We start from the raw sequence: 22,136 nt of genomic DNA on the forward strand, positions 1-22,136 counted from the left end.
CTCTCAGCCTTTTTCTTCTATTATCGCCATTATTTTCCTGTGGAGTTGCTTTATCAGTTCCCTCCTGTCCTCCATGAGAACGACGTCGCTTGAGCCTATCGTTTCGAGATTGAATGCAAAGGGGCTGGGGAGCTCATGCCTTTCAAAGACCACCTTAACCTTTCCTTCCCTCACCCAGTTCAGAAAGAGCTCGGCGTTTTCCACGTCCATCTTGTCCTCCATTATCTCGCGGTAGACTTCCTTTAGGAGCGGAAAGTCCGGATAGTTCTCCTTCAGGACTTTGAGAAGGGAAACCGCTATTACCTGCTGTCTTCCCAATCTTTTGCTCCTTCCAACATAGCGTCTCAGTATCAGGAACCCGCGGTTGGCAACGTGGCGAAAACGCCTCTTCAAAAGCTCCGTGTTGTCCAGAGCCCTCTTGAGAACCTCACGGAGGTCTTCAATCCGGAAGAGCTCTCTTATCTCGGCCTCCGAAAGCCTGGCCTCCTTTGGAACCCTAAGGAGGAAGCCGTTGTCGTTTATGGCTATCCCAACGTTTACCCCTTTCCATCTGCCCACTGCGTAGGCAAAAGCCCTGCTTAAGGCGTCGTTGGCCTTCCTGCCAATGAGCGTGTGGAAGAAGTACTCGTAGGTGTTCTCCTTCTCAACCTCTTCAACCAGAACGGTTTCGTCATCCGGAACAATCGAATACTTCGCCTGCTCGCGGAAATAAGCAACTATTGCCCTCGCCGCTTTCTCATCTATGCCGTATTTTCGCATAAGTCTTTTTATCACGTCTTTTCTGTTAAGGATTCCCTTGAGCTCCCTCCTAAAACGCTGTATGTCGAGAGCTAAATCAAAGCTTAAAGGCAGCATCTCTGAGAACCAGGCGGGAATGGTTGGCTTGGCACCCTCTCTGGGAACCACGTATATCTTGTTTCCTCTACTCTTGACGAACTCGTAGGTTCTCCCAGCTAAAACGAAGATATCCCCCGGCATCAGCCTCTCGGCAAACTCCTCCTCAACGGTTCCAATCATCTGCTTGTCCATCGTGTAAACCCTGATCTTTGCTTCGTCTGGAATGGTTCCCACGTTCATGTAATAAATAGCCTTCGTCATCTTACCTCTTCTTCCAAACTTACCGCCCTCAAGCCAGATTTTGGCATAAACCTTCCTGTCCTCAAGACCCTCATAACCTCCAGAGAGATACTTGAGGATCGACATGAAGTCCTCGAAAGGCAGCTCGTGATACGGGTAGGCACGCCCCACCAGGCGATAGGCCTCATCAACGTCCCACACCTTGTAAAGCGCCATTCCAACGATGTGCTGAGCCAGGACATCGAGGGGGTTTTTGGGTATCTTAACCCTATCGAGCCTTCTGTTGCGGGCGTTGTGGGCTAAAACAGTAACTTCAACCAGATCGTCTCTATCCAGAGCCAAAATTACCCCCTTACTTACCTCGTGAAGCCTATGGCCGGCCCTTCCAATCCTCTGCAAAGCGCGATTGACGCTCTTTGGAGAACCAATGAGAACCACCAAATCTATTGTGCCGATGTCAATCCCTAACTCCAGGCTTGTTGAGCTGATTACCGCCCGGAGCTCCCCACGCTTCAGCTTCTCCTCAACATCCAGCCTAACTTCCCTAGATAGCGAGGAGTGGTGTGCCTCTATAAGCCCCTCAAACTCGGGAAAACGCTTTTTTAGGTTAAACGCGACCCTCTCGGCACCGCTTCTGGTGTTGGTGAAGATCAAAGTTGTCCTATGCTTTTTGATAAGCTCGGCCAGGCGGTTGTAGAGTGCATCGCTGAGTACATCCGAGGGGGTGTATATTAAGTCGTCCACAACGCTCTCAACACTTATCTCGGTCTGCTTGGCAAAGCTCACGTCAACTATAAGGCCTGACCTTGGCTCCCCGTTATCGTTGAAACCGAAAACGAACTTTGCTATCTCCTCAAGGGGGTGTATAGTAGCGCTCAGACCAATTCTAACGAACTCCCTGTCAGCCATCTCCTGGAGCCTCTCTATCGTGAGGGCAAGATGGGAACCGCGCTTGTTCTCGGCCAGGGCGTGGACTTCGTCAATGATAACGTACTTAACCGTCTTAAGCCTCTCACTGAATTTTGGAGCGTTTAAAGCTATCGCCAGACTTTCAGGAGTGGTTATAAGGATGTGCGGCGGCTTTTTAACCATCTTGCTCTTTTCATAGCTTGAAGTGTCGCTCGTCCTTATGCCGACGCGGATTTCAGGCAACTCGTAGCCGAGTTCCCTCGCGACCTCCGTTATCTCTGCCAGTGGGCCCTCAAGGTTCCTTTTGATGTCGTTGTTCAACGCTCTAAGCGGTGAGACGTAGAGGACGTAAATTTTGTCCTCAAGCTTTCCCTCATTCCCGAGGAGAATAAGCTCGTTTATTGCCGCCAGAAAAGCGGATAAAGTTTTTCCAGAACCGGTGGGTGAGGAAATCAAGACGTTCTCTCCCTTGTGTATCTCAAGGACGGCGTAGCGCTGGGGCGGTGTAAAGCTCCCGAACTTCCGCTTAAACCACACCTTTACGGGTTCGGTGAGAATGGACAATATCTCTTCGTCGCTGTACTCCCTTTCAGCCCAGCGTATCATGGTTCCCACTCCTTAGGTTCGATTAAAAACTTTTTGGTATCCAAAATCAAACCCGGCTGATTTTCCTCATAGCCTCTAGGAGTTTTCCCAGTTCCCCAAAGTCAAGGACCTCTCCACCAGCGGGAACCAGAATTCTAAGATTAAGGACATCGGTCTTTTTCAAAAACGGGGAAACAATCTCCCTCGTTACATCGTTCCCGTAGGCCCACGGGCTGAAAGCCGGAAGAACGACCAAATCCCGTCCCTTTAAAAAAGCGGGCACCTTTACGGCAGCACCCACCTCGTCCCTCAGCCTTATTGAAGGGTGTTCATGGCCGATGATGAAGCGCTCGCCCTCAACCAGTTTGTGTCCGTGTACAACTTTCCACCCTTTAAGATCCAGCTCGTCTACGATTTCAACGCCAAGCTCTCTGAGCCACAAAACCCCCACATCATGGTTTCCCCTGACGAGGATTACCTCATCGACCAATCCATCAATCCCCTCGAAAAATGCCCTAAGCTCGGCCTTTTCCCTCCTAATGGGAACGAACGAGTGCTTGAGGTCGCCATCTATTATGAGCCTTTTGGGTCTTTCCCTCTCAAGGACGGCCTTGAGAGAGGAAATAAGATTTCCCAAAAGCTTCGGCACGTAATGGCCCTCACTTACCAGGGCCTCCTCAAAACCCACGTGAAGATCAGCTACCAGCAGATTCTTTCCCACCATCAGGGCCTTTTCGGGGAGAAATTTAAAGACAGACAAGGGTGGCACCCTCACTCAAGGACTAGCTCCACCCAGTTTTCCCTGCCGAGTTTGTAAACCCTGACCAGGCCCTTTTCTTCGAGCCTCTTGAACATCCTCCAGGCGGTGGTCTTGGGAATCCCCAGAGCAGCCCTGACCTTGGACTGGGGCGCTTTACCCCCGTTTTCCACAAGGTAAATAAGGGCACCCTTTTCGTCATCGTTGAGGTCTTCCATGGATTCTATCTTCTCCCTGAACTTTCTCAGTGCCTCAGGGGCAGCCGTTTCCATTGAAGTTCCTGATTTCTTATCCCTGCTCAGGTAGGCGTATAGGCCCCCAAGGATCACCAGGCCGATTATCACAGCGGCCACAAGCTTTCCACCAATTCCAGAACCAGTACCTCCCGGGGAGGGGGTAGTAGAGCTTCCACCACCTCCACTTCCTGGAATAATAGAAGATGTCGTTGAGGACGATGTTACTGACCCCGTGCTGGTTTTTGCCTGGAGCACGTAAGAGACGCTGATGTTTCCGGGGGGCATCACCAGAAGGTTGTCCTGTATCTTCAGGGGAACTTCGCTGAGGTCAGTTATTATGGCATCCTCAGGGAGGATTATATAAACCTGAACAGGGCTCTCAAGGGACAGAGTCCAGACGGCACCTTCCTTAGTCGTTATATCCGGGGTGAAATACGAGATTTGAACAACCGAGACGTTTCCAAAGTAAATTGTCGCGTTTGAACCGGAGATCTCGTAGGGAAGGAGTTCGCCGTTTTCATCAACCGCTATGAAGCCCTCAACGTGCTGACCGAGCAGAGGGACGTCGAGAACTACGGTGTAGTTTGCGGTCAAGACTGTCTCGTTGACCAGTACGTAACCATCCTCGTAGACGGTCAGAGAAAGGGATGAAACAGTCTGACCCTTAACCGGAACCGGTGCCATTAGCAAGCCCGCGATGATCATGACCAAGACTGACAAAGACAGCCTCATGTGACCGTCCATTTTATCACCTCTAGTATTCATAAAAACTTGTCCCTTAAAAAGGTTTATTCAGGGAATTTAGCTTAAATAAAAAGGCAAAAACAAACAAAAGAGATCACGGACGCTTTCCGTGCTTTTCGTGTCCATCCCACATTCCAGACCACTGGCTGCTCCAGTTAATCACAAAACTCTGGTTCTGTTCTCCGGGGTTCCCCGGCCTCCAGACGGGCCAGCGCATTTCGTCCTTCTTGTGAATCCACCTGAGGTGGGCGGCTACGAGCTTGAGTCTCGGCGTGGCCTCCTTTATTATCTTGACGGCCTCCAGGTACTTGCCCTCTCTGACGAGCTGGGTTACGTTCTCCCTGAGCTGAACCAGCTGCTGCCTGAGCTCCTCAACAAGGGTCGCGTTTATTCCCTGGACGTTTCTAAGCCTCTCAAGGGCCCTAATCTCCATCTCTACCCTGAAGGTAAAGGCACTGGCTATGGAATTGCCTTTGACCTTAAGGAACTCCTTTCCAAGCTCTCTCAGGGCCTCATCCAGTTGCTTCTTCAGCTCCCTGGCCTTCTCAAGGTCCTCCGTGAGTGCGGTGCTGTTGCCGCTCATGGCGTCTTCCACCACTTTCCTGTAGGCTTCTCTGGTCTCGTTGTAGAGCTCCTCAACTTCCGTAACGTTTATTCCCCTCATCTTGGCAGCATTGATGATCAGCTCTGCGTGCCTGAAGTAGCCGTTCATCCTGAGGGCCTCGACCTTGGCGATGGTCTCGTTGCTGGGTCCCTTTCTCTCCGTCTCGTTGGTTTCTACAGAGGTTTCTTCTTTTATGACGATCTTGTAAGACCTCATTGCTTTAATAGCCGTCTCAAGGGCCCCTTTGTAGTCCCCGCTGTTGTAGAGGCTCCAGGCTTCCTTTCTGAGTTCCTCTGCCCTGTTAAACTGTTCCATGGTCTCATTGGTCAGGTTGCTCACGTTTGCAATGAGTCCACTGGTGTAGTTTGCCAGCCTGTCAACTATCTTCAGGAGGTTCTCTGCAGCCTTCTGAAGTCCAGTTGCATTAACAGTCACGTTGACAGAGGCATTGAAAGAGGCCTGCATCGAAGCCCCTTCAGTAACCTCTGCCGCTCCTGCCAAGGTGTAAGCGGGTACCATTGAAAGTACCAGCATTGCCATTACAAGTATGGCTTTTATCCCCTTCATGGTTCTTCACCTCGTTTTTGATTAGGGAACTTTCATTATATGAGGGATGCGCTGAAACGGAAAGTGAGAAAACGTTCCAGATCGTTCCACCATTTATTTACAAGTTTTAAACTGCTGTGCTAGCCCAACAAAACAATTCTTCCAGTTATTATCTTAACTAAAGCCTTGCTAGTTCGAGATCATGGATCTTGCATAAGCTTCATAAAGCTTCCCTCCAAAAACAGAGGCTGGATGGTGAGAATTATGCCACGTGGAATGGGCTGGGGCAGGGGAAGGAGAAGAAAGATGAGAATGATAGGATTCATCCCCCAGGTCAAACACTTCTATCCCGCTCTCCCCCCGATGGTTCCACCCAAACCTCCCGTATTCATGACCTATGAAGAGTTTGAGGCCCTTAGGCTCGTCGATTATGAGGGTTTAACCCAGGAGGAAGCGGGCCAGAGGATGGGTGTTTCCAGGGGCACCGTCTGGAGGGCCCTTAGTTCTGCCAGAAAGAAAGTTGCCCAGATGCTTGTAGAGGGGAGGGAACTGATAATCCTTCCGCAGGGAAACGAGGCGCCAAGAATGGAAATAAAGGAGGATTAGCCGAGTATCTCCTCGGCTATTCTCTCGGCAATCTCCTTAAGGGCCCTGCTTGCGGGACTCTCCGGGAAAGCCTCAACGACCGGCTTGAGGAGGCTCATGCTCTTAGGAATTGCCCTGTCGTAAGGAACTTCGCCGAGTATTGGAATCCCCTCGCTTTCGGCCCACTCCCTCAGCTTTGTAAAGCCGGGGTTTATATCGGCCTTGTTGATTATGAGATAAGCCGGCTCCCTGAAGTGCTGGACGACCTTGTAAGCCCTCTGAACGTCGCTAAGCGATGCTGGAGTGGGTTCGGCTATGAGTATGGCCACGTCCGCTCCTCCAAGGCTCGCTATAACCTGACAGCCGATTCCAGCGGCGGAATCAACTATCATATGCTCCAGGTTTAGCTCCTCCATTATCTTCTTCGCCCACTCTTTCTCCTCGGTGACGAGCTTACCGCTCTCCGGCCGGCCAACGTCGAGCTGGGCAGATATGATCGGAAAGCCGTACTTGGTTGTGGCCTTCCTTATAACCCCTGAGCGGACTTCTTCGAGGGTTATCGTTCCCGCAACTGGGCAGACCAATCCGCAGACGTTACAGCCCTCGCAGGTGAGTTCGTTGACGACGTAGTTGCCCTCATCGTCTATGTAGATGCATCCGTAGGGGCAACGCTCGTAACATATGCCGCACCTTATGCAGCTCTCGGTGTTTATCCTCGCTACCTTCGCACCTACGTGCTCTCTCTCCTCCTCCCACTCGGTAACCCCGAGGAGAAGGCCAAGGTTCGGTGCCTCTGCATCGGCATCCACGGCTATGAGCCTATACCTGTCTTTCAGGAAGTAGAGGAGCGAGGCCGTTATGCTGCTCTTCCCAACGCCGCCTTTACCGCTCGCTATAGCCAGCTGCATCACTCACCACCTCCAAAAGCGAGAACCCTCTCGGCAATTGCTTTGAATATCTCCGCCTCGGGAGAATCGCTCAGGACAATCGGCTTTCCGCTAACGTAGCTCCTCACTACCTTCTCGCTGTAGGGTATTTCAGCCACTACTTCGGCACCGTACTTTTTGGCCAACTCGTAGACCTTCCCCTTCTCGCCGAGGTCAGCCCTGTTTATCACTACCCACGTGGGAATTTCCATGAGCTTTCCCAGTTCGAGGATTAGCTCGGTGTCGTGAATTCCAAGCGGAGTTGGTTCCGTAACCGCTATGAGGAGATCCGAGAACTCGATGGCCTTTGAAACGGTGTTGCCGGTTCCAGCGGCAGTATCAACGAGGAAAATTCCGCCCGTCTTTTCATGTATTTCCATTGCCCTCCTCTTGGCGGCCACGACGAGGGGCATCGACCTCTCCTCGCCTTCCTTCAGTTTTCCGGTCACCAGAGTAAAGCCGTAGGGGGTTTCGGTTACGTAGATGTGCCCGATAAGTCTTGACCCCTCAAGGATTGCCCCCGGAACTGGACAAACTATTTCACAGGCCCTGCAACCGGAGCAGAGGGTCGGCATCAGGAAAGGAGTTCCATCCTTCAGGGTGATTATGGCGTGCTCCTCACATACTTCGGCGCATTTTCTGCACTTGGTACACTTCGAGTAGTCAAAGCGCGGCATGAACTGGTTCACCGGCTCCTCGTTGGCCAGGTCAACCCCGAGGAGAAGGTGGTCGTTTGGGGCCTCAACGTCCAAGTCTGCCATTGTGAGGTTAACTCCCAGATTCCTGAGCGCTACCGCAAGATTAATGGCGACGGTAGACTTCCCAGTTCCTCCCTTTCCACCGCTCACTGCTACCTGCAAGCTCTCACCTCCGGAATTAGGCCAACCTAAAAGCTTTTAAGCTTTGTGCATACGCTCAAAACGGTGATAGCATGAGGTGCCTTAAGGTCGCCTTTGGAATGGAGGACGATGAACACCTCATAGACGCCCACTACGGCGATTCTGAGTTCTTCGCAATTTATGAAGTCTGCGAAGATGGTAGCGTTAAACTCCTCGAAAAGAGGCACAACAAGGCCAAAGACTTCGAAGAGGAACATGACGAGGGCCACGGCGACCCGCGGAAGTTCAAAGCCGTTGTCAGCCAGCTCCTCGACGTTGACGTCCTTGCAGCCTTTAGAATGGGCCCGAACTTTTTGAGAATCCGCGACAAGACAAACAAGGTGGCCTTCTTTACCAGGACGAGGGACATAAAGCTCGCCCTCCAGAGGGTCGTTGAGAACTTCGACGAGCTTTGGGAACAGGTGCAGGAGAAGAAGAGAGCCATCGAAAAGCCGATCGTCGAGGAGTGACCTTTCACTTTATTTGACCCGTGCCAGAGGGGAAACTTCCCATCCCAAAGGTGCCGCCCATGAAGTTCTGGGGAATCGTGCCAAAGGTAGCTGTTCTCTCCGCCCCGTACGCGGCGGCCGCTTTTTATTTAAACGACCGATTTAACGTGACTTCTATTCAGCTTGTTAAGCCGGGTATCTTCCTGATGGCGATCGGCGTGGCCCTGTGGCTCTTCTGCTACTTCCAGGTTTCGAGGGCATACGCTAAGGGCGAGCTCCTAACCACGGGATGCTACTCCAAGGTTAGACACCCGATATACTCAATCTGGGGCTTCCTGATCCTTCCGGGCTTTTCGCTCGTAGTCGGTGGCTTCATGCTCGCTCTCCCGATCGTTTATTGGTTATCTGTTCTCGTCTTCATTGGCGAGGAGGAACAAGCGCTGGAGGAGAGGTTCGGCGATGAGTGGCGGAGATACGCGGAAAGAACGCCCCGCTTCATTCCAAGGCCTTGAGCTTTTACCTGTTCATCTCTACGTTTTAGCTCACCTCAGAAAAGCGGGCGTTGACTACGCCAAGATGATGGCGAAGATGAGCGAGCTACCCCTTTCCCTCATCGAGGACGCGATAAAAGACCTAATGGAAGCCGGACTGGTGGAGCGGGACTCTGGAAGCGCGATAAAGAGGAGCAAGGCGAGGTTTAAGAAGGCCTTCGAGGTTCACAAGCACCATACTTATTCTCGTCTCTCGCGCGAGGGAGAGCTTTTCGTCAGGTCAATCGATGAGAAGTGGCTGAAGAACTACTTTGACTCGCTTTTTCCAGGCGGATGGAAGGTTGTGAGGGCTTTGGCAGAGGCTAAAAACTTCAATGAGCTCCCAAAGGATCTCAGGGGCGACAAAATCAGAGAAGAACTCCTCCTGCACCGCTTCATAACGCCGAACGGCAGGAAAACAACGTTCTTTAAGCTGTTGGTGGAGTTTCTGAGTGTTTAAACTTTAAGAACACTCCCTGTCCTCACTTCCACGAACTTCTCAGAATACCCTTTTCTCACGTAGGCCTTTGCATCGTCGCCAGAGCAGTGGGCTGGAGCTATGAATTCGGTCATTCTGGCGAGTTTGTTAAGGGTTCTCCGTGAGGGATAATGGAAGCCGCCTATGACGAGGTGGGCTTTCTCGTAGCCCGAAACCTCGAGTATGGCTTTGGTAAGCCTGTCCACGCCAGGGTGGGAGCAACCGACGATGACGACGAGTCCTGAAGTTGTTTCCACTCCTATCGCGTGCTCAAAGCCATCCAAAGCCCCGGAAGTCCATATCCCGTCGATTATCTCGTCCGCGCTGCGGATCTCAACAACCCTAAGCCCCTCAATCCTCCCACCTGGAGGCGCGTAAAGCGTCAAGCCGGGGTTGAGTTTGGCTATCAGAGGGAAACCGCCGTAATGGTCGTAGTGCCAGTGGCTTAAAACGGCGAAGTCGAGGTTTTTGAGAGAAACGCCCAGAACTTTAGAGTTATGGATTAGAACCTCTCCCCTCGTGTCCGCATCGAAGAGAAAGCGATACTTTCCCTCAACCAATATGCTCCAGCCCCAATCGTTTAGGAAACCCTTCGAGGGCACGTTGTCGTTGAGGATTGTGAGCCTCATACAACTCTCACCACGTACTTCCTGTTCCCCTCCTCAAATCCCCTAAAGGAGCCAAGCTTCAGCCCCAAAAGGGCCTTTTCGATATCAACCACCTTCATAGCGGCGAGGTGCGTTACGCCAGTGCCTTTCAAAAACTCTGGCAAAAGCTGGCCCGTCGGGCCCGTAAGGACGAAGAGCTCGGCTTTTCTCGCCCTGTCGAGGAGCATATCTATCGTCCCGTTAACCAGACAGCTCGCGCTCGCTATAACGGCGTCCATCCCGGGCAGAAGGTGGTACTCGAGGGCATCGCTGTAAGTGTCTCTGTCCCAGAGCTTGGCGTTCCTCTCGAATACGTAGATTTCATAGCCCCTATTGCGGAGTTCCCTAACTAAAGGGGGCATGTTGCCTATTAGAGCCACTTTCCCAGCGTTCTCGGGCAAAAGCTCAAGCACGTCAACCCACTCGGCGTTGCTAAGGTCTATGTGGTACTGCGAGACCGCATTTATAGCCGCCAATCCCAAGGTGCGCTCGATCACGTTCAGGCTGTCGGCCCTCTCGATAAAGGCCTTAAGTGAAGGATCGCTTATCGAGTTTCTGTATCTCTGCACTTCCTCCGGAAGGGTCATGGCAACTCCTAAGGCCTTTCCCTCCGGCCCTTCAGCCAAAACCCACGTGTAGGGCAGTGCAAAGCCAAAATCCACCAGCTCAAGCCCCTCGGCCAGTTTCAAGGCCTTTTTCTTTATTCCTGAGAGTAACATACCCATCACTTCACGGCCTTTATAACCACGAAGCTCCCCTCACCGTAGCCGGGCTTAACGGGTTCGACTTCTTTTATCTCGTCTAGCTTGTGGAAGAGGGTCTGAACAATCTCAAACTTTTTGAAGCCGATCTTTTTGAGCAGTTCTAAGAGCTCTTCCGTAGAAAAGAACCTAGCGTCCCTGTAAAAGACGCTCTCCTCTCTGTGCTCTTCGTAGTATCTTCCTATCGGGCTGTTCCTATCAACGAAGCCTATTATCAGGGCCCCACCCGGCTTCAGCACGCGGTAAGCCTCGCGCAGGGCCTTTTCAGGGTCGTCAACGAAGCAGATCGTCGTGACCATCAGAAGGTAGTCAAGGCTCTCATCCGGGAAGGGAAGATTTTCCGCAACGCCTTCAATGACCTCTATCCCTCGCTTCCTCGCTATCTCTGCCATTGCTTTGGAGGGCTCGACTCCGAGCTTTATTCCGAGCGGTGCCGCAAAGCGACCAGTCCCCACGCCTATCTCGGCCCCTTTTCCCTCCTTTGGCAAAAGTTTTCTGACGGCCTCAAGCTCAGAGAGGTAAGCGTATTTGTGCCTCTCGAACCAGTTCTCATAGCGGTCGCGGTGCTTCTCGAAGGGCTCCACCTTGGGCATTACCATCCCCACCTCTCGATAGGCTTTGTCCCTTATCACCTTTGGGGCAGGAAACGTTTATACGCTTTTAGGCAGACCTAACGCCGGGTGGTGATATGATAGCCTTTGGGCCAGTTCCTTCTAGAAGGCTCGGGAGGAGCCTTGGGGTAAACAACATTCCCGATAAGGTCTGCTCCTTTGCCTGCGTCTACTGCCAGATAGGCAGAACCCTGAGGATGAAGCTTGAGAGGAGGCCCTTTTACGAGCCCGAGCTGATCTTTGAAGAAGTCAGGAAGAAGGTTGAGGAAGCAGAGGAGAGAGGTGAGAGGACAGACTACATAACCTTCGTCCCCGACGGTGAACCGACGCTTGATGCAAATCTCGGAAAGGAAGCTGAGCTGTTGAAAACGCTCGGAATTCCGCTCGCGATACTCACCAATTCCTCACTTATCTGGCGCGAGGACGTAAGGGAAGACCTCCTCAAGTTCGACTTTGTTTCCCTCAAGGTCGATGCCGTCAGCGAGAACCTCTGGAGGAGAGTAGACAGGCCCCACAAGAGCCTGAGCCTTGAGAGAATTCTCGAGGGAATGCTTGAGTTCAGGAAGGCCTTCAGGGGAAAAGTGGTCACCGAAACGATGCTGATTGATGGTGTAGACTACGGCGACGAGTTTGAGAGGATAGCGGACTTCTTAGCTGAACTTAAGCCCAATGTTGCTTACATAGCGATCCCGACGAGACCTCCAGCTGAGGAGTGGGTAAGGCCAGCCAAGGAAGAGGTGATAAACCGCGCCTTTCAGGTCTTCGCCGAGAAGCTTGGAGAAGACCGCGTTGAATACCTGATAGGCTATGAGGGCAACACCTTCGCCTTCACCGGAAACGTGGAAGAAGACTTGCTGAGCATAACGGCGGTTCACCCGATGCGTGAAGATGCTGTAAGAGAACTTTTGAAGAAAGCCAGCGCAGACTGGGGCGTCGTTGAGAGGCTTTTGAGGGAAGGAAAGCTCATAGAGCTGGAGTACAACGGGAAGCGCTTTTACATGCGCAGGCTGAAGAGCAGGGAACCCCCAGTTAGGTGAACCGAAAAGTTTAAATGTTGTGCATATGCACAAAATATTGGAGGTGATGGTTATGAAGATCGCGATCCCAACCAACGGTGGAGGAAGGAACGATACGGTTGCACCGGTGTTCGCCCGTGCTCCGGCTTTCTACATAGCAGAAGTAGATGAAAACGGAAACATTATCAGCGAGAAGGTTCTCCAGAATCCAGCTTCAACAGTCGGCGGTGGAGCCGGCCCGATGGCAGTTCAGACCCTCATCAACGAAGGGGTTGAGGCGATAATAGCCCCACAGGTCGGCCCGAACGCCCTCGGGGCCATACAGGCAGCGGGCATAAGGCTCTATCAGGTCGCGCCAGGAACTCCCGTTGAGGAGGCAATAAAGGCTGTCGTCAGTGGCACGGCCGGACAGTTTACGGCGCCAGTTGCCCCCACAACCCCAACAACTCCAGCTCCAGCGTACGGCCCGTATCCGACTACGCCAGTTTACCCGCCGTACCCGGCCTATGGCTACGGCCCCGGATGGGGCAGAGGCGGCTGGGGAAGAGGACGCGGCTGGGGCCGTGGATGGGGAAGAGGAGGCAGAGGCTGGGGAGCGAGGCTCGGATACTGTCCGTGGACCGGCCAGCCGAGCAGGAGGGCCTGGCTCGCCAGGTTCTTCGGCTGGTGGTGACTTTTCCCTCTCCTCTTTTGACTTTTAGGAGGTCAAAAAATGCCGAGGGGAATGGGAAAGGGCTACGGCAGGGGCTTCGGGAGAGGCTACCCTAGATACAGGTTCTTACCCTTCGGGGGACTTTACGGACTGATTGATTTAGTGTTCCTGCTCCTGATCCTCTACGTGCTCTTCAAGCTCTTCCTGGTCGCTGCTACCTATGTGGTGGCTCTGGTTGTGCTGTTCCTGCTCTGGAGCTTTCTCAGGCCCTACCGGAGACCTTTCTGGCCACTATGAGCCTAACTATTCCGCGGTAGTACGTTTCCTCTTTTTCCACCTCAAAGAGCTCCCTTACCAGTTTATGTGTTTCCCTCAACGGGTCATCGTCCAGTAGGGGCTTCAAAAGGGCTTTCATCGGCAGGAGAAAGAGGTAGTTCACGAGTTTATCATCACTCCTTGTGTGCTCAAGGAAGATGGCCTTTCCGCCGGGTTTTAGAACCCGCCTTATCTCTTCCATCGCCTTCTCTGGCTCTGGAACCGTGCAGAAAACGAAGGAAGAGATAACCGTGTCGAAGTAGTTATCAGGAAAAGGCAGCCTTTCGGCTTCGGCAAGTTTAAACTCCACGCGAATGCCGAGCTCTTTCGCCCTTTTCTTTGCTATTTCCAACATCTTCTCGGAACCGTCAACGGCGTAGAGTTCAAGGCCGGGAGGATAGTAAGCGAGCGTTTTCCCAGTGCCAACGCCTATTTCGAGCGTTCTACCCCGGGCGAGGGAAACCGCCCTCTCACGGAGGGGATTGAAGAACCTGTCAAGTGGCCTCTCAAGGAGCTCGTAAAAGTTAGCTATTCTGTCGTACTTCTCCCGGTACACAAAAATCACCGAGAGGGGGGGCTCACATGCCCCCGCTGACGGCAAGCTCGATTATCTTCCTTATCTCCACGAGGAACTCCATCGGGATGTCCTTGAGCATCGGCTCGAGGAAGCCCTTGACGATGAGCTGGGTCGCCTTCTCCTCGTCCAGTCCCCTGGACATTAGGTAGAACAGCTCTTCCTCGCGTATCTTGCCGATGGCAGCTTCGTGGCTGAGCTCAGCATCGTCGACCTTGCTCACCAGTCCCGGGTAGGTCTCCATTACCGCTTTGTCGCTCATTAACAGGGCGTCACAGCTTATGTGACCCTTTGTCTTTGGAGCTTCGGCGGTTATGACTCCGCGCGTTATGACCCTGCTCTCGTCCATTATTACAGCCTTGCTCGCGTTTATTCCCGCCGCACCTTTGCCCTGGAGGTACATCTCACCGCCGAGGTCAACGTACCAGTCCTTCTGGCCGAGGAGGATGCCGTTCAGCTCAACGTAGCCGTTCTCGTCCACCCAGTACTTCGGGTTGGCCGTGTTGCTCTTACCGCTCCCCAGGCTGACGGTCGTGTTTATGAAGCGCGCGCCCTTGCCTACCTTCGCCCTCGTCATCGGCCTCGTGTGCACGTATTCAGGCCAGTTCTGCAAGACCGTCAGCTGACCTTTCGCCCCCTCCGCGAAGTATGCTTCCGTCATGTCGAGGTGGAGGGAGTGCCTCACGAGTATCGGCGCGGTACAGCCCTCTATGAGGTGGAACTCGCTGTTAGGTTCGGCTATTATGATTATGTGCGGCGCCTGCGCCAGGGCGCTCTCCTGTATGAGGAAGAACAGGTGGAGCGGGAACGGAACCTTCAACCCTTCCTTGACGTAGAGGAAGATTCCCCCGTTCCATACGGCAGTGTGGTAGGCCGTCAGCTTGCTCTCGTCAACGCGGAAGAGCTTCAGGAAGTGCTGCTTAACTATATCCGGATACTTCCTCACCGCCTCCTCCGTCGGGAGGACTATCAATCCCTTCTTCGCCCACTCCTGGAGGAACTGGTTGTAGATGACGCCAGTATCAGTCTGGACGGCTAAACCGGCGATGTACTTCTGCTCGACCTCGCTTATGCCCAGCCTGTCCAGGAGAGCTTTCATCTCCGGTGGAAGGTCATCAAGGCTCTCGATCTTCTCAGGGAGTCCTTCTATCTCGGGCTTGGCTATGAAGTGGAGCAACTCCTCCTCGCTTATGACTGGATCCCTGTGGGGTGCCTTCTCAAAGGCTTCCAAGGCCTTGTAGCGAATCCTCGTCATCCACTCGGGTTCCCTGTTCCTCTTTGCGAGTTCTTCAATCTGGTTCTCGATTATGGCCTTGGCATCGCTCAGGGTTATCGTTTCAGTCATGCTCCCACCTCCTCAAAGAGTTTGGCGAATCCTTCTTTGTCTATCCTGTCGACAAGGTCACCGCTTCCGGTCTTGACGATCTTGCCGTCCTTCATGACGTGGACGGTGAGTTTTTCTCTGTCCAAATGGCCGAGAATCCTGCCGTAGTGGGTTATGAGGAGTATAGAGGTTCCTTTTTTGTGAAGCTCCTCTATCTTCCTGCTGATGATGCTCAGCGAGTCAACGTCTACGCCACTGTCCGGCTCATCCAGAATGAGCAGTTTAGGCTCGATGAGTAGAGCTTGAAGGAGCTCAAGCCTCTTTCTCTCGCCACCGGAGAAGCCGACGTTGACGTAGCGGTGTAAATCCTCCTCCTTGAACCAGAGCTCCTTGGCCTTATCGACGATCAGATCGTAGGCCTCGGCTGGATCCATTCCCTTTAGCTCCACCAGAACCTGCTGAAGGAACTCGATTATTTTAACTCCTTCGACCTCGGGCGGAACCTGGAAAGCCAATAGAATTCCCTTTTTGGCCCTCTCATCGGGGCCGAGTTCGTGAATCTCCTCACCCTCGAAGGTTATCCTACCATCGGTGACCCTGTACTTTGGATGTCCCGCTATCGTCAGGGCAAGGGTAGATTTTCCCGAGCCGTTGGGCCCCATAACCACGTGAAACTCGCCGGGTTTGACTTCGAGGTCAACACCCTTCAATATCTCCTTGTCCTCGACTGAAACGTGAAGGTTCTCAACTTTGAGCATTAGCTCACCTCCATGGGTAGCGTTTGTGGGACGTTTTTTAAGCATTTTGGAACAAACGTGGGTAATGAGCATATGCACAAGCCTTTTAACTTAGGCTTTCCTAACTCGGATGGAGGTGATAGGATGAGGATAATCGTGTCAACCGTCAACGGAGGTCTCGACGACAGGGTGAACCCGGCTTTCGGGAGGACTCCAACCTTCACGATAGTCGACGTTGAGAACGGGGAGATAGTGAACGTTCAGGTTGTCCCGAATCCCGGCTATTCCCAGCCGAGGGGTGCCGGAGTCACCGCGGCACAGTTCGTAATCGACCAGGGTGCTGATGTCGTCATAGCAGGCCAGTTCGGGCCTAACTCCTCCGGCGTCCTCCAGGCCGCGGGAATCAGGATGGTCTCCGCGCCAGCAACAATGACAGTTAGGGAGGCCGTTGAGGCCTTCCTCCGCGGAGAGCTTTCAGGCCCGGTCATGGGTCCCGAAGGGGGTGGAATGGGAGGTGGATACGGAGCCGGCTATGGCCCGGGTTACGGACGCGGTGGCGGCATGGGCAGAGGAATGGGCCGTGGAAGGGGAATGGGAAGAGGCCGCGGCGGTGGATACGGACGTGGAAGAGGGGGATGGTGAGCCACATCTTTATTCCCTTCTTAGTCCAGTCTCTTTTAATCTGGTCACATCTAACTAAGGAATTTGACACTACACCTTTTCACCCGCCAAGGTTATTGGAATGGAACGCTACCCATTGAACAACGTGGACAATACTTTAGACAACGTGTTCAAGGTGTTCAACGTGGACAAAAGCCTTGATGCTATTACCGGAACAAAGTCGCGTGAAAAACTCACGTAAGTTGCCGGAAAATTTAGGGAATGAGCTTTTCAGTTGCTGACATGGAAGTCATTATCTACCCCAACTTTATTTCTCTGGGCTCCTTATGGAGGTGTTGGATAACACCATCCATCTGTAGAATTATGATACAAGTGTCCCCTTAATTTTCATGGAACTTTATTTTTGTCCACGTTGAACATGCATCCAGAAAGTGACGTCCAACATTGTACATCAAGATGGATATTATAAAATTTAAAAGTAGTGGTAAACAAAAATGTTAACGAGGTGATGCTATGAAAGGAAGGACAAGCCAAGAAAAAGAGGCGAGCATGCCAGACGATCATGGCAAACAGGAAGGTACCACTACCCCAAAGAGGGTTATACATGAGGTTAACAAAAGGAAAGTCAAAGCATGGAGGGAACAGCTACCTCCTAAAGAAGTCTTTGAAAAGTTCACTCAACAAGGGGAGTTCACAGAGACACAGGTAAAAATTCTTAACGCTGTTTATTCCGACCCCACAGCCAGCATGACAAAAATAGCAAAACAAGTTGGAGTCGCCAAAAACTCCGTTAAACATGCTGTAGATAAGCTCATTAGCCTCTATAAGAATCGAGTAGCCCAAATACCAGAGTCCCAGAGATCTAACCCCTCTCGCATAGACAACGCAAGAAGGGAACAACAAAAACTCACTCCAAAAGAGGAGAAGCTCTCTGCCAAGACCACAACATTTAGGGAGGTTGATAAGGCTGTCGCCCAAGCCTTGGGGGTGGATTTTCACAATACAGCGATAAAAAAGGAAATTTATGCTCGTCTTGGGGAACTGTTAATCTATACCCTCTTGCAAGCTGGAATCACCGATAGAGACAAAATAGTTGAGTACAGTCAAAGAATTGTTGATAACCCAGAAGCCCTTTATTCCTACATAAAGAGGCAACTTGATGCTCTAATTAAAAGCGCCGATACTAAGACTATTGTAGCTCTGCAGGAGGAGAACCAAGAGCTCAAAGTAAAAGTGAAAACTTTAGAAAACGAATGCGCCCAATTAAAAAACAGGCTGAATGAGTGCATGGAAACTGCGGAGTACATTATTAGGACACTACTAACCGAAGACCAACTGAAGAGTCTCTATATATGGATAATAGAAAGAGACACAATAAAACGCAGAATGGATATACTCACTCAGCAGAAATTTGTAGCAATAATCAATAGCTTAATCTCCCAAAACAATGAGTTACATGAGCTTTAGCTCGATGAACGCATCCAGCTCAAATAATTCTAATGGTATGAGTTCAGAATCTCCTTCACTAAGATCCCTTAGGTACAACTTATCACCCCTGCGACTAATTGACCAAAATTCCACTGTGCCTGGGGGCAGGGCACTCCTTAGCAACCCGATATCAGCTGGGTAATCCCCGTCTGAGCCTCTCTTAGAGGAAAGTACTAGGACTAAACTCTTCTTTCCGTTGCTCAATATTACAGTGTCCAAGCAAACAAGTTCTGTTGAGAGCTTTTGGACAGCTTGTTTGATGGTAGCGGCCAATTTTGCCCGCTTAAAAATTGCATCAATCTCAACGTCATCTAGCATCGTCAACACCCCGTGTTTATTATCGTTTTATGATAATTATTATCGTATCAAGATATTTAAATTTTTCTGTCTTAACAATGGTTAAAAATTCCCGTGGCATATTTTGATAGGTGGTACCGTGGACGTCCTAGCAAAGTTCCATTCAGTAATCCACACATCATGGAGGATTATAATCCCCAAAGCCACAAGGGAATTTTATGAGATAGAACAGGGTGACGTAGTGGAGCTCCTTCTTATTAAATATCAAGATAAAAAGCCGCAGATAAAGAAACAATTCTTGGGAAAAGTGGGAGAGCATGGATCCGTGATAATACCCAAGACTGTCCGGGAGGTCATGGACTTAAAACCCAAGGAGATAGTGGAAGTAATAATGCTAGATCATCATAAACCGACCATGAGACAGGTTAAAGAGAATAAGTGAACATTTACTAAAGCTAGTGCTAGCACTTCCCTCTTAAACCTTATATCCTTCAATCCCCATAACTTCCCAGAGAGATAACAAAGGGTGGTAACCTTGGAGAAGAAGCTAACCGATTACGTTAAAGTCAGGGAGAGAAAGACCGTAACGAGGGAGGAAATCGAGAGGGTTCTGAAGAAGGGGGCCGATCTGATAAGAACCCGCGTCGATTACAAGTACCTTCTCCTTCTGCTGTTCCTGAAGAGGATAAGCGATGAGTGGGAGAAGGAGTTTGAGAGGTACGTTGATGAGCTTGTGAAGAGTGGATTAAGCAGAGAAGAGGCCGAGGAGATAGCGCTGAAGGACGAGAGCGCCTACACCGTGAGGTATCCCCCGGCCTACCTCTGGAGGAAGCTCCGCGAGAAGGACGTCGAAAAGCTTCCCCAGACCCTTTCTGAGGCTTTAAAAAAGCTCGCCGAGCTGAACCCCAACCTCAGGGGCGTTGTTGACCGCTTCGACTTCATGGAGTTCCTCCTCCACAGGGACAACGCCGAGATACTAAAGGGCCTCTTCGAGCTGTTCAGCGGGCTTGACCTCAGGGATGCTTCCCCCGACGTTCTTGGAGACGCATATGAGTGGATTCTGAGGTACTTCGCTCCCCAGAAGGCGAAGGAGGGCGAGGTCTACACGCCGAGGGAGGTTATCAGACTGCTCGTTGAAATCCTCGACCCCAAGCCAGGCGAGGAAGTCTACGACCCAGCCCTCGGTTCGGGCGGCATGCTCATAGGAAGCTACCTCCACGTGAAGGAGAAGTTCGGCGAGGCGGAGGCCAAAAAGCTCTTCCTCTACGGCCAGGAAGTCAATCCAACGACCTACGCTTTAGCCGAGATGAACATGATGATCCATGGCATTAAAGACGCCAAGCTGGCCGTGGGTGATACACTCCTCAGGCCCGCCTTCAAGGAGGGGGAGAAGTTAAAGCGCTTCGACGTCGTCATCGCCAACCCGCCCTGGAACCAAGACGGCTACGGCGAGGAGGTTCTCAAAAAGGCCGAGTTCACGGAGCGCTTCAGCTACGGCTACCCGCCGAACAACTCCGCCGACTGGGCTTGGATACAGCACATGCTGGCAAGTGCAAAGGAAGACGGAAGGGTCGGGATAGTCATAGACAACGGCGCCCTCTTCAGGGGCGGGAAGGAAAAGAAGATAAGGGCCAAAATCCTAAAGGAAGACCTTCTTGAGGCTGTCATCCTGCTCCCGGAAAAGCTGTTCTACAACACCGGAGCACCGGGGGCGATAATGATCTTCAACCGGGCGAAGCCTGAGGAGAGGAAGGGGAAAGTCCTCTTCATCAACGCCTCGCGGGAGTACGAGCAGCACCCAGAGGTCAGGAAGCTCAATCGCCTCGGGGGGAAGCACATCGAGAAGATAGTTAAAGCTTACAGGGAGTTCAAAGAGGTCGAGGGCTTTTCGAGGGTTGTGGGCGTAGACGAGATAAAGGAGAACGACTACAACCTCAACGTGACGCTCTACGTCTTCCCGATGGAGGAAGAGGAGGAGATCGACGTCAAAGCCGAGTGGGAAGAGCTGAGGAAGATCAACGAGGAGCTTGCTGAGGTAGATGAGAAGATAGAGGGGTATTTGAGGGAGCTGGGGTATTGAGGTGGTGATGAGTATGATAGATGTTGAAGGAGAGCAGATAGGTAAACAACACCCCCTTTTTGAGTACCTCCCTGAGTTACAGGGTATACTAAACAACAACAGTTTTCCGGTTTTGGTCTTTTATAGGCGGGTTAAGTCAAAGACTACGGAAGTATCACAAAGAATAGTCAAAGACGACACCAAGCAGCATGCTCTTGTTAACGTCTTACAAAAAATCCTCAGTAATGCTCATGAGATAAAGGAAATGGACACCCTTGATTTGACACCTAATAGAGAATTCTGGATAATCTCTCTATTAGATTCGTATCCCAACATTGACGTCACCCATGCCCAGTTCCTGTTAAATGACTTTACCTTTAGTATGACTTCAAGGATGAGAGAAGAGGAGAAGTATGGAATCCTAATTATTTCCAAAGATATGGTCATGCTCTGCCATAGCAAATTTGGAGAAGTGACAATAACTCCTGATTTTGAAGTATTGCCTCGCATGTTAGACTCTGATAACATAATCAGATTTGTTGCATTTATTAAAAAGAAAAATGGCAAAATTCATGTCAAATATCACGAAGATTATAAAACTAAATTCCTTATGGAATGGTTAGGAGTATCTAAAAAAGAGCTCTTCTCGTACATGGGAGGAAAATATAGATTTGAAAGTGAATTTGGTGGAATAAAAATAGCACTGGAATTTACAGAAGAGGATGTTTATAAATTAATTACTGGACGTTTCAAAGGAATATCTCTAAAAGATGGACAGTTAATGTTTGAATCTCCTATAGATGGAGTCCCTATAAACTTAATAAGAATCGGGAAAAAGCCCTATTCAGATTTTGAAGAATTTAAACAGGATTTCCTGGTAGAATACTTCACTGTAGACAAAATTGTTCAGAAATACAAGGAACTCCTCAATTCTCATTATACAACCTCAGGATTATACCAAGCTTTTGACGACTTAAAAGAGGTCACAATTCTATCCCGAAAAAGCGGGAAAACTGAGAAAACAATCCCTAAGAGAATAGATAACCTTATCCCAATTTTTGCAACAAGAAATAAAGTTGAGATTAAAGAGAACCTTCTAAAAAATATTGGGATGAAAGTCCTAAACGGGGAACATGTCCGGATATTCCATGTTGGTGATGAGTTTTCCAGCAAACCCACTATTATAAAGTCCCTTGAAATATACAATACTCTAAGCATATCAGAGGCACTATCTGAAATAATATCTGCAACTAATACATCAGAAACAGGTAGATCATACATTGATAAGCTACTACTTTATGTAGCACTAAAACTACTGGTATCAGAGAATCAGGACAAAAAACTCTCCTTTTTCTTAGATAGGCTTTCAGAGAAAATCCTGAGCTATATCCAAATATCCGAAACCAAAAAAGTACTGAGAAAAGAAGATGTAATAATCGAATACAAATCTCGTGAAGAACTAGATGGGAAAGATAAGGCTATAATTGATAGAGTATCCAAAGACTTGAAATCGAAACTAGAAAATGGCACCGTAGTAGTGTTTTATTTTGGATTTGATGAAAAATCAAGAAGTTTTGATCCAATTAGCATGGGTCGCATTAACGATAATCGCCTAAGAATTTGGGAGAACGGAGTAAAAACAAAGACCAAAGCAAGTAAAGTGTATTTCCATGCAATACCAAAAGAGGACTCAAGGAAAGGTATGGTATTAATGGTAGCAATCAAGTAGG

The 22,136-nt window shown here is 50.6% G+C and carries 25 protein-coding genes; 12 read left to right on the forward strand and 13 right to left on the reverse strand.

Going from position 1 to position 22,136, the window contains the following annotated elements; translation table 11 throughout:
* Positions 1 to 3: 3 nt before the first annotated feature.
* The 4 genes from A3K92_RS06455 to A3K92_RS06470 form a co-directional block, all read right to left on the reverse strand.
* Positions 4 to 2,592, reverse strand: coding sequence for an ATP-dependent helicase (locus A3K92_RS06455; protein ID WP_088885482.1), 2,589 nt, complete (start codon positions 2,590 to 2,592; stop codon positions 4 to 6).
* A gap of 46 nt (positions 2,593 to 2,638) precedes the next feature.
* A complete protein-coding gene (locus A3K92_RS06460) occupies positions 2,639 to 3,331 on the reverse strand; it encodes a metallophosphoesterase (RefSeq protein ID WP_088885483.1) in 693 nt (230 codons plus the stop codon).
* A gap of 11 nt (positions 3,332 to 3,342) precedes the next feature.
* Positions 3,343 to 4,308, reverse strand: coding sequence for a helix-turn-helix transcriptional regulator (locus A3K92_RS06465; RefSeq protein ID WP_232460848.1), 966 nt, complete (start codon positions 4,306 to 4,308; stop codon positions 3,343 to 3,345).
* A 94-nt stretch (positions 4,309 to 4,402) separates the two neighbouring features.
* Positions 4,403 to 5,479: a hypothetical protein gene (locus tag A3K92_RS06470; protein ID WP_088885484.1), complete on the reverse strand. Its 1,077-nt coding sequence runs from the start codon at positions 5,477 to 5,479 to the stop codon at positions 4,403 to 4,405.
* Positions 5,480 to 5,722: 243 nt separating this feature from the next.
* On the opposite strand from A3K92_RS06470, the gene A3K92_RS06475 reads away from it, so the two are divergent.
* On the forward strand, positions 5,723 to 6,064 hold the full coding sequence (locus A3K92_RS06475; protein WP_088885485.1) for a DUF134 domain-containing protein: 342 nt from the start codon (positions 5,723 to 5,725) through the stop codon (positions 6,062 to 6,064).
* Here the strand turns inward: A3K92_RS06475 and A3K92_RS06480 are convergent.
* Positions 6,061 to 6,951 carry a nucleotide-binding protein gene (locus A3K92_RS06480; protein ID WP_088885486.1) on the reverse strand — a complete coding sequence of 297 codons (891 nt, stop codon included), beginning with the start codon at positions 6,949 to 6,951 and terminating at the stop codon, positions 6,061 to 6,063. The genes A3K92_RS06475 and A3K92_RS06480 overlap by 4 nt on opposite strands.
* On the reverse strand, positions 6,951 to 7,829 hold the full coding sequence (locus A3K92_RS06485) for a P-loop NTPase (protein WP_088885487.1): 879 nt from the start codon (positions 7,827 to 7,829) through the stop codon (positions 6,951 to 6,953). The genes A3K92_RS06480 and A3K92_RS06485 overlap by 1 nt, the downstream gene beginning before the upstream one ends.
* Before the next feature lie 71 nt (positions 7,830 to 7,900).
* Here A3K92_RS06485 and A3K92_RS06490 point away from each other — a divergent pair, with 71 nt between their 5' ends.
* Genes A3K92_RS06490 through A3K92_RS06500 form a run of 3 tightly spaced genes read left to right on the forward strand, consistent with a single transcriptional unit; the run spans position 7,901 to position 9,286 of the window.
* Positions 7,901 to 8,317: a NifB/NifX family molybdenum-iron cluster-binding protein gene (locus A3K92_RS06490; RefSeq protein WP_088885488.1), complete on the forward strand. Its 417-nt coding sequence runs from the start codon at positions 7,901 to 7,903 to the stop codon at positions 8,315 to 8,317.
* 59 nt (positions 8,318 to 8,376) lie between these two features.
* Positions 8,377 to 8,808: a methyltransferase family protein gene (locus tag A3K92_RS06495; RefSeq protein WP_088885489.1), complete on the forward strand. Its 432-nt coding sequence runs from the start codon at positions 8,377 to 8,379 to the stop codon at positions 8,806 to 8,808.
* Positions 8,756 to 9,286, forward strand: a complete 531-nt coding sequence (locus tag A3K92_RS06500; protein WP_088885490.1) for a DUF2250 domain-containing protein — start codon at positions 8,756 to 8,758, stop codon at positions 9,284 to 9,286. Before A3K92_RS06495 ends, A3K92_RS06500 begins: the two co-directional genes overlap by 53 nt.
* Here A3K92_RS06500 and A3K92_RS06505 read toward each other — a convergent pair.
* From A3K92_RS06505 to A3K92_RS06515, 3 genes are read right to left on the reverse strand one after another with little or no spacing between them, the layout of a single operon-like run.
* Positions 9,283 to 9,933: an MBL fold metallo-hydrolase gene (locus tag A3K92_RS06505; RefSeq protein WP_088885491.1), complete on the reverse strand. Its 651-nt coding sequence runs from the start codon at positions 9,931 to 9,933 to the stop codon at positions 9,283 to 9,285. The genes A3K92_RS06500 and A3K92_RS06505 overlap by 4 nt on opposite strands.
* Complete coding sequence (locus A3K92_RS06510) at positions 9,930 to 10,670, reverse strand: Rossmann-like domain-containing protein (protein ID WP_088885492.1); 741 nt, start codon at positions 10,668 to 10,670, stop codon at positions 9,930 to 9,932. The genes A3K92_RS06505 and A3K92_RS06510 overlap by 4 nt, the downstream gene beginning before the upstream one ends.
* A gap of 5 nt (positions 10,671 to 10,675) precedes the next feature.
* Entirely contained in the window at positions 10,676 to 11,344 is a 669-nt protein-coding gene (locus A3K92_RS06515) for a class I SAM-dependent methyltransferase (RefSeq protein ID WP_232460849.1), read from the reverse strand.
* Between the two features lie 56 nt (positions 11,345 to 11,400).
* On the opposite strand from A3K92_RS06515, the gene A3K92_RS06520 reads away from it, so the two are divergent.
* The 3 genes from A3K92_RS06520 to A3K92_RS06530 are packed head-to-tail and all read left to right on the forward strand — an operon-like array spanning position 11,401 to position 13,288.
* Positions 11,401 to 12,360, forward strand: coding sequence for a radical SAM protein (locus tag A3K92_RS06520; RefSeq protein ID WP_088885494.1), 960 nt, complete (start codon positions 11,401 to 11,403; stop codon positions 12,358 to 12,360).
* Positions 12,361 to 12,412: 52 nt separating this feature from the next.
* Positions 12,413 to 13,012: a NifB/NifX family molybdenum-iron cluster-binding protein gene (locus tag A3K92_RS06525; protein WP_088885495.1), complete on the forward strand. Its 600-nt coding sequence runs from the start codon at positions 12,413 to 12,415 to the stop codon at positions 13,010 to 13,012.
* Positions 13,013 to 13,051: 39 nt separating this feature from the next.
* On the forward strand, positions 13,052 to 13,288 hold the full coding sequence (locus tag A3K92_RS06530) for a hypothetical protein (RefSeq protein ID WP_088885496.1): 237 nt from the start codon (positions 13,052 to 13,054) through the stop codon (positions 13,286 to 13,288).
* Here the strand turns inward: A3K92_RS06530 and A3K92_RS06535 are convergent.
* Genes A3K92_RS06535 through sufC form a run of 3 tightly spaced genes read right to left on the reverse strand, consistent with a single transcriptional unit; the run spans position 13,254 to position 15,962 of the window.
* On the reverse strand, positions 13,254 to 13,862 hold the full coding sequence (locus A3K92_RS06535) for a class I SAM-dependent methyltransferase (RefSeq protein ID WP_088885497.1): 609 nt from the start codon (positions 13,860 to 13,862) through the stop codon (positions 13,254 to 13,256). The two genes, A3K92_RS06530 and A3K92_RS06535, sit on opposite strands and share 35 nt — an antisense overlap.
* Before the next feature lie 22 nt (positions 13,863 to 13,884).
* Complete coding sequence (locus tag A3K92_RS06540) at positions 13,885 to 15,225, reverse strand: SUF-like minimal system protein SmsB (protein ID WP_088885498.1); 1,341 nt, start codon at positions 15,223 to 15,225, stop codon at positions 13,885 to 13,887.
* Positions 15,222 to 15,962, reverse strand: a complete 741-nt coding sequence (gene sufC, locus A3K92_RS06545) for a Fe-S cluster assembly ATPase SufC (RefSeq protein WP_088885499.1) — start codon at positions 15,960 to 15,962, stop codon at positions 15,222 to 15,224. The genes A3K92_RS06540 and sufC overlap by 4 nt, the downstream gene beginning before the upstream one ends.
* 123 nt (positions 15,963 to 16,085) lie before the next feature.
* Here sufC and A3K92_RS06550 point away from each other — a divergent pair, with 123 nt between their 5' ends.
* Together A3K92_RS06550 and A3K92_RS06555 are read left to right on the forward strand one after the other, a co-directional pair.
* Entirely contained in the window at positions 16,086 to 16,583 is a 498-nt protein-coding gene (locus tag A3K92_RS06550; protein ID WP_088885500.1) for a NifB/NifX family molybdenum-iron cluster-binding protein, read from the forward strand.
* 492 nt (positions 16,584 to 17,075) lie between these two features.
* Positions 17,076 to 18,029, forward strand: a complete 954-nt coding sequence (locus A3K92_RS06555) for a winged helix-turn-helix transcriptional regulator (protein ID WP_088885501.1) — start codon at positions 17,076 to 17,078, stop codon at positions 18,027 to 18,029.
* Here the strand turns inward: A3K92_RS06555 and A3K92_RS06560 are convergent.
* Positions 18,015 to 18,368, reverse strand: a complete 354-nt coding sequence (locus tag A3K92_RS06560; RefSeq protein ID WP_088885502.1) for a hypothetical protein — start codon at positions 18,366 to 18,368, stop codon at positions 18,015 to 18,017. The genes A3K92_RS06555 and A3K92_RS06560 overlap by 15 nt on opposite strands.
* 118 nt (positions 18,369 to 18,486) lie before the next feature.
* On the opposite strand from A3K92_RS06560, the gene A3K92_RS06565 reads away from it, so the two are divergent.
* The 3 genes from A3K92_RS06565 to A3K92_RS06575 all read left to right on the forward strand — a co-directional run bounded on the left by A3K92_RS06565 (position 18,487) and on the right by A3K92_RS06575 (position 22,135).
* Positions 18,487 to 18,789, forward strand: coding sequence for an AbrB/MazE/SpoVT family DNA-binding domain-containing protein (locus A3K92_RS06565; protein WP_088885503.1), 303 nt, complete (start codon positions 18,487 to 18,489; stop codon positions 18,787 to 18,789).
* An 84-nt stretch (positions 18,790 to 18,873) separates the two neighbouring features.
* On the forward strand, positions 18,874 to 20,427 hold the full coding sequence (locus A3K92_RS06570) for an HsdM family class I SAM-dependent methyltransferase (protein WP_232460850.1): 1,554 nt from the start codon (positions 18,874 to 18,876) through the stop codon (positions 20,425 to 20,427).
* A 4-nt stretch (positions 20,428 to 20,431) separates the two neighbouring features.
* Positions 20,432 to 22,135, forward strand: coding sequence for a hypothetical protein (locus tag A3K92_RS06575; RefSeq protein WP_157722435.1), 1,704 nt, complete (start codon positions 20,432 to 20,434; stop codon positions 22,133 to 22,135).
* Position 22,136: the final 1 nt, after the last annotated feature.

It is taken from the genome of Thermococcus gorgonarius (assembly GCF_002214385.1).
Lineage (GTDB): Archaea > Methanobacteriota_B > Thermococci > Thermococcales > Thermococcaceae > Thermococcus > Thermococcus gorgonarius.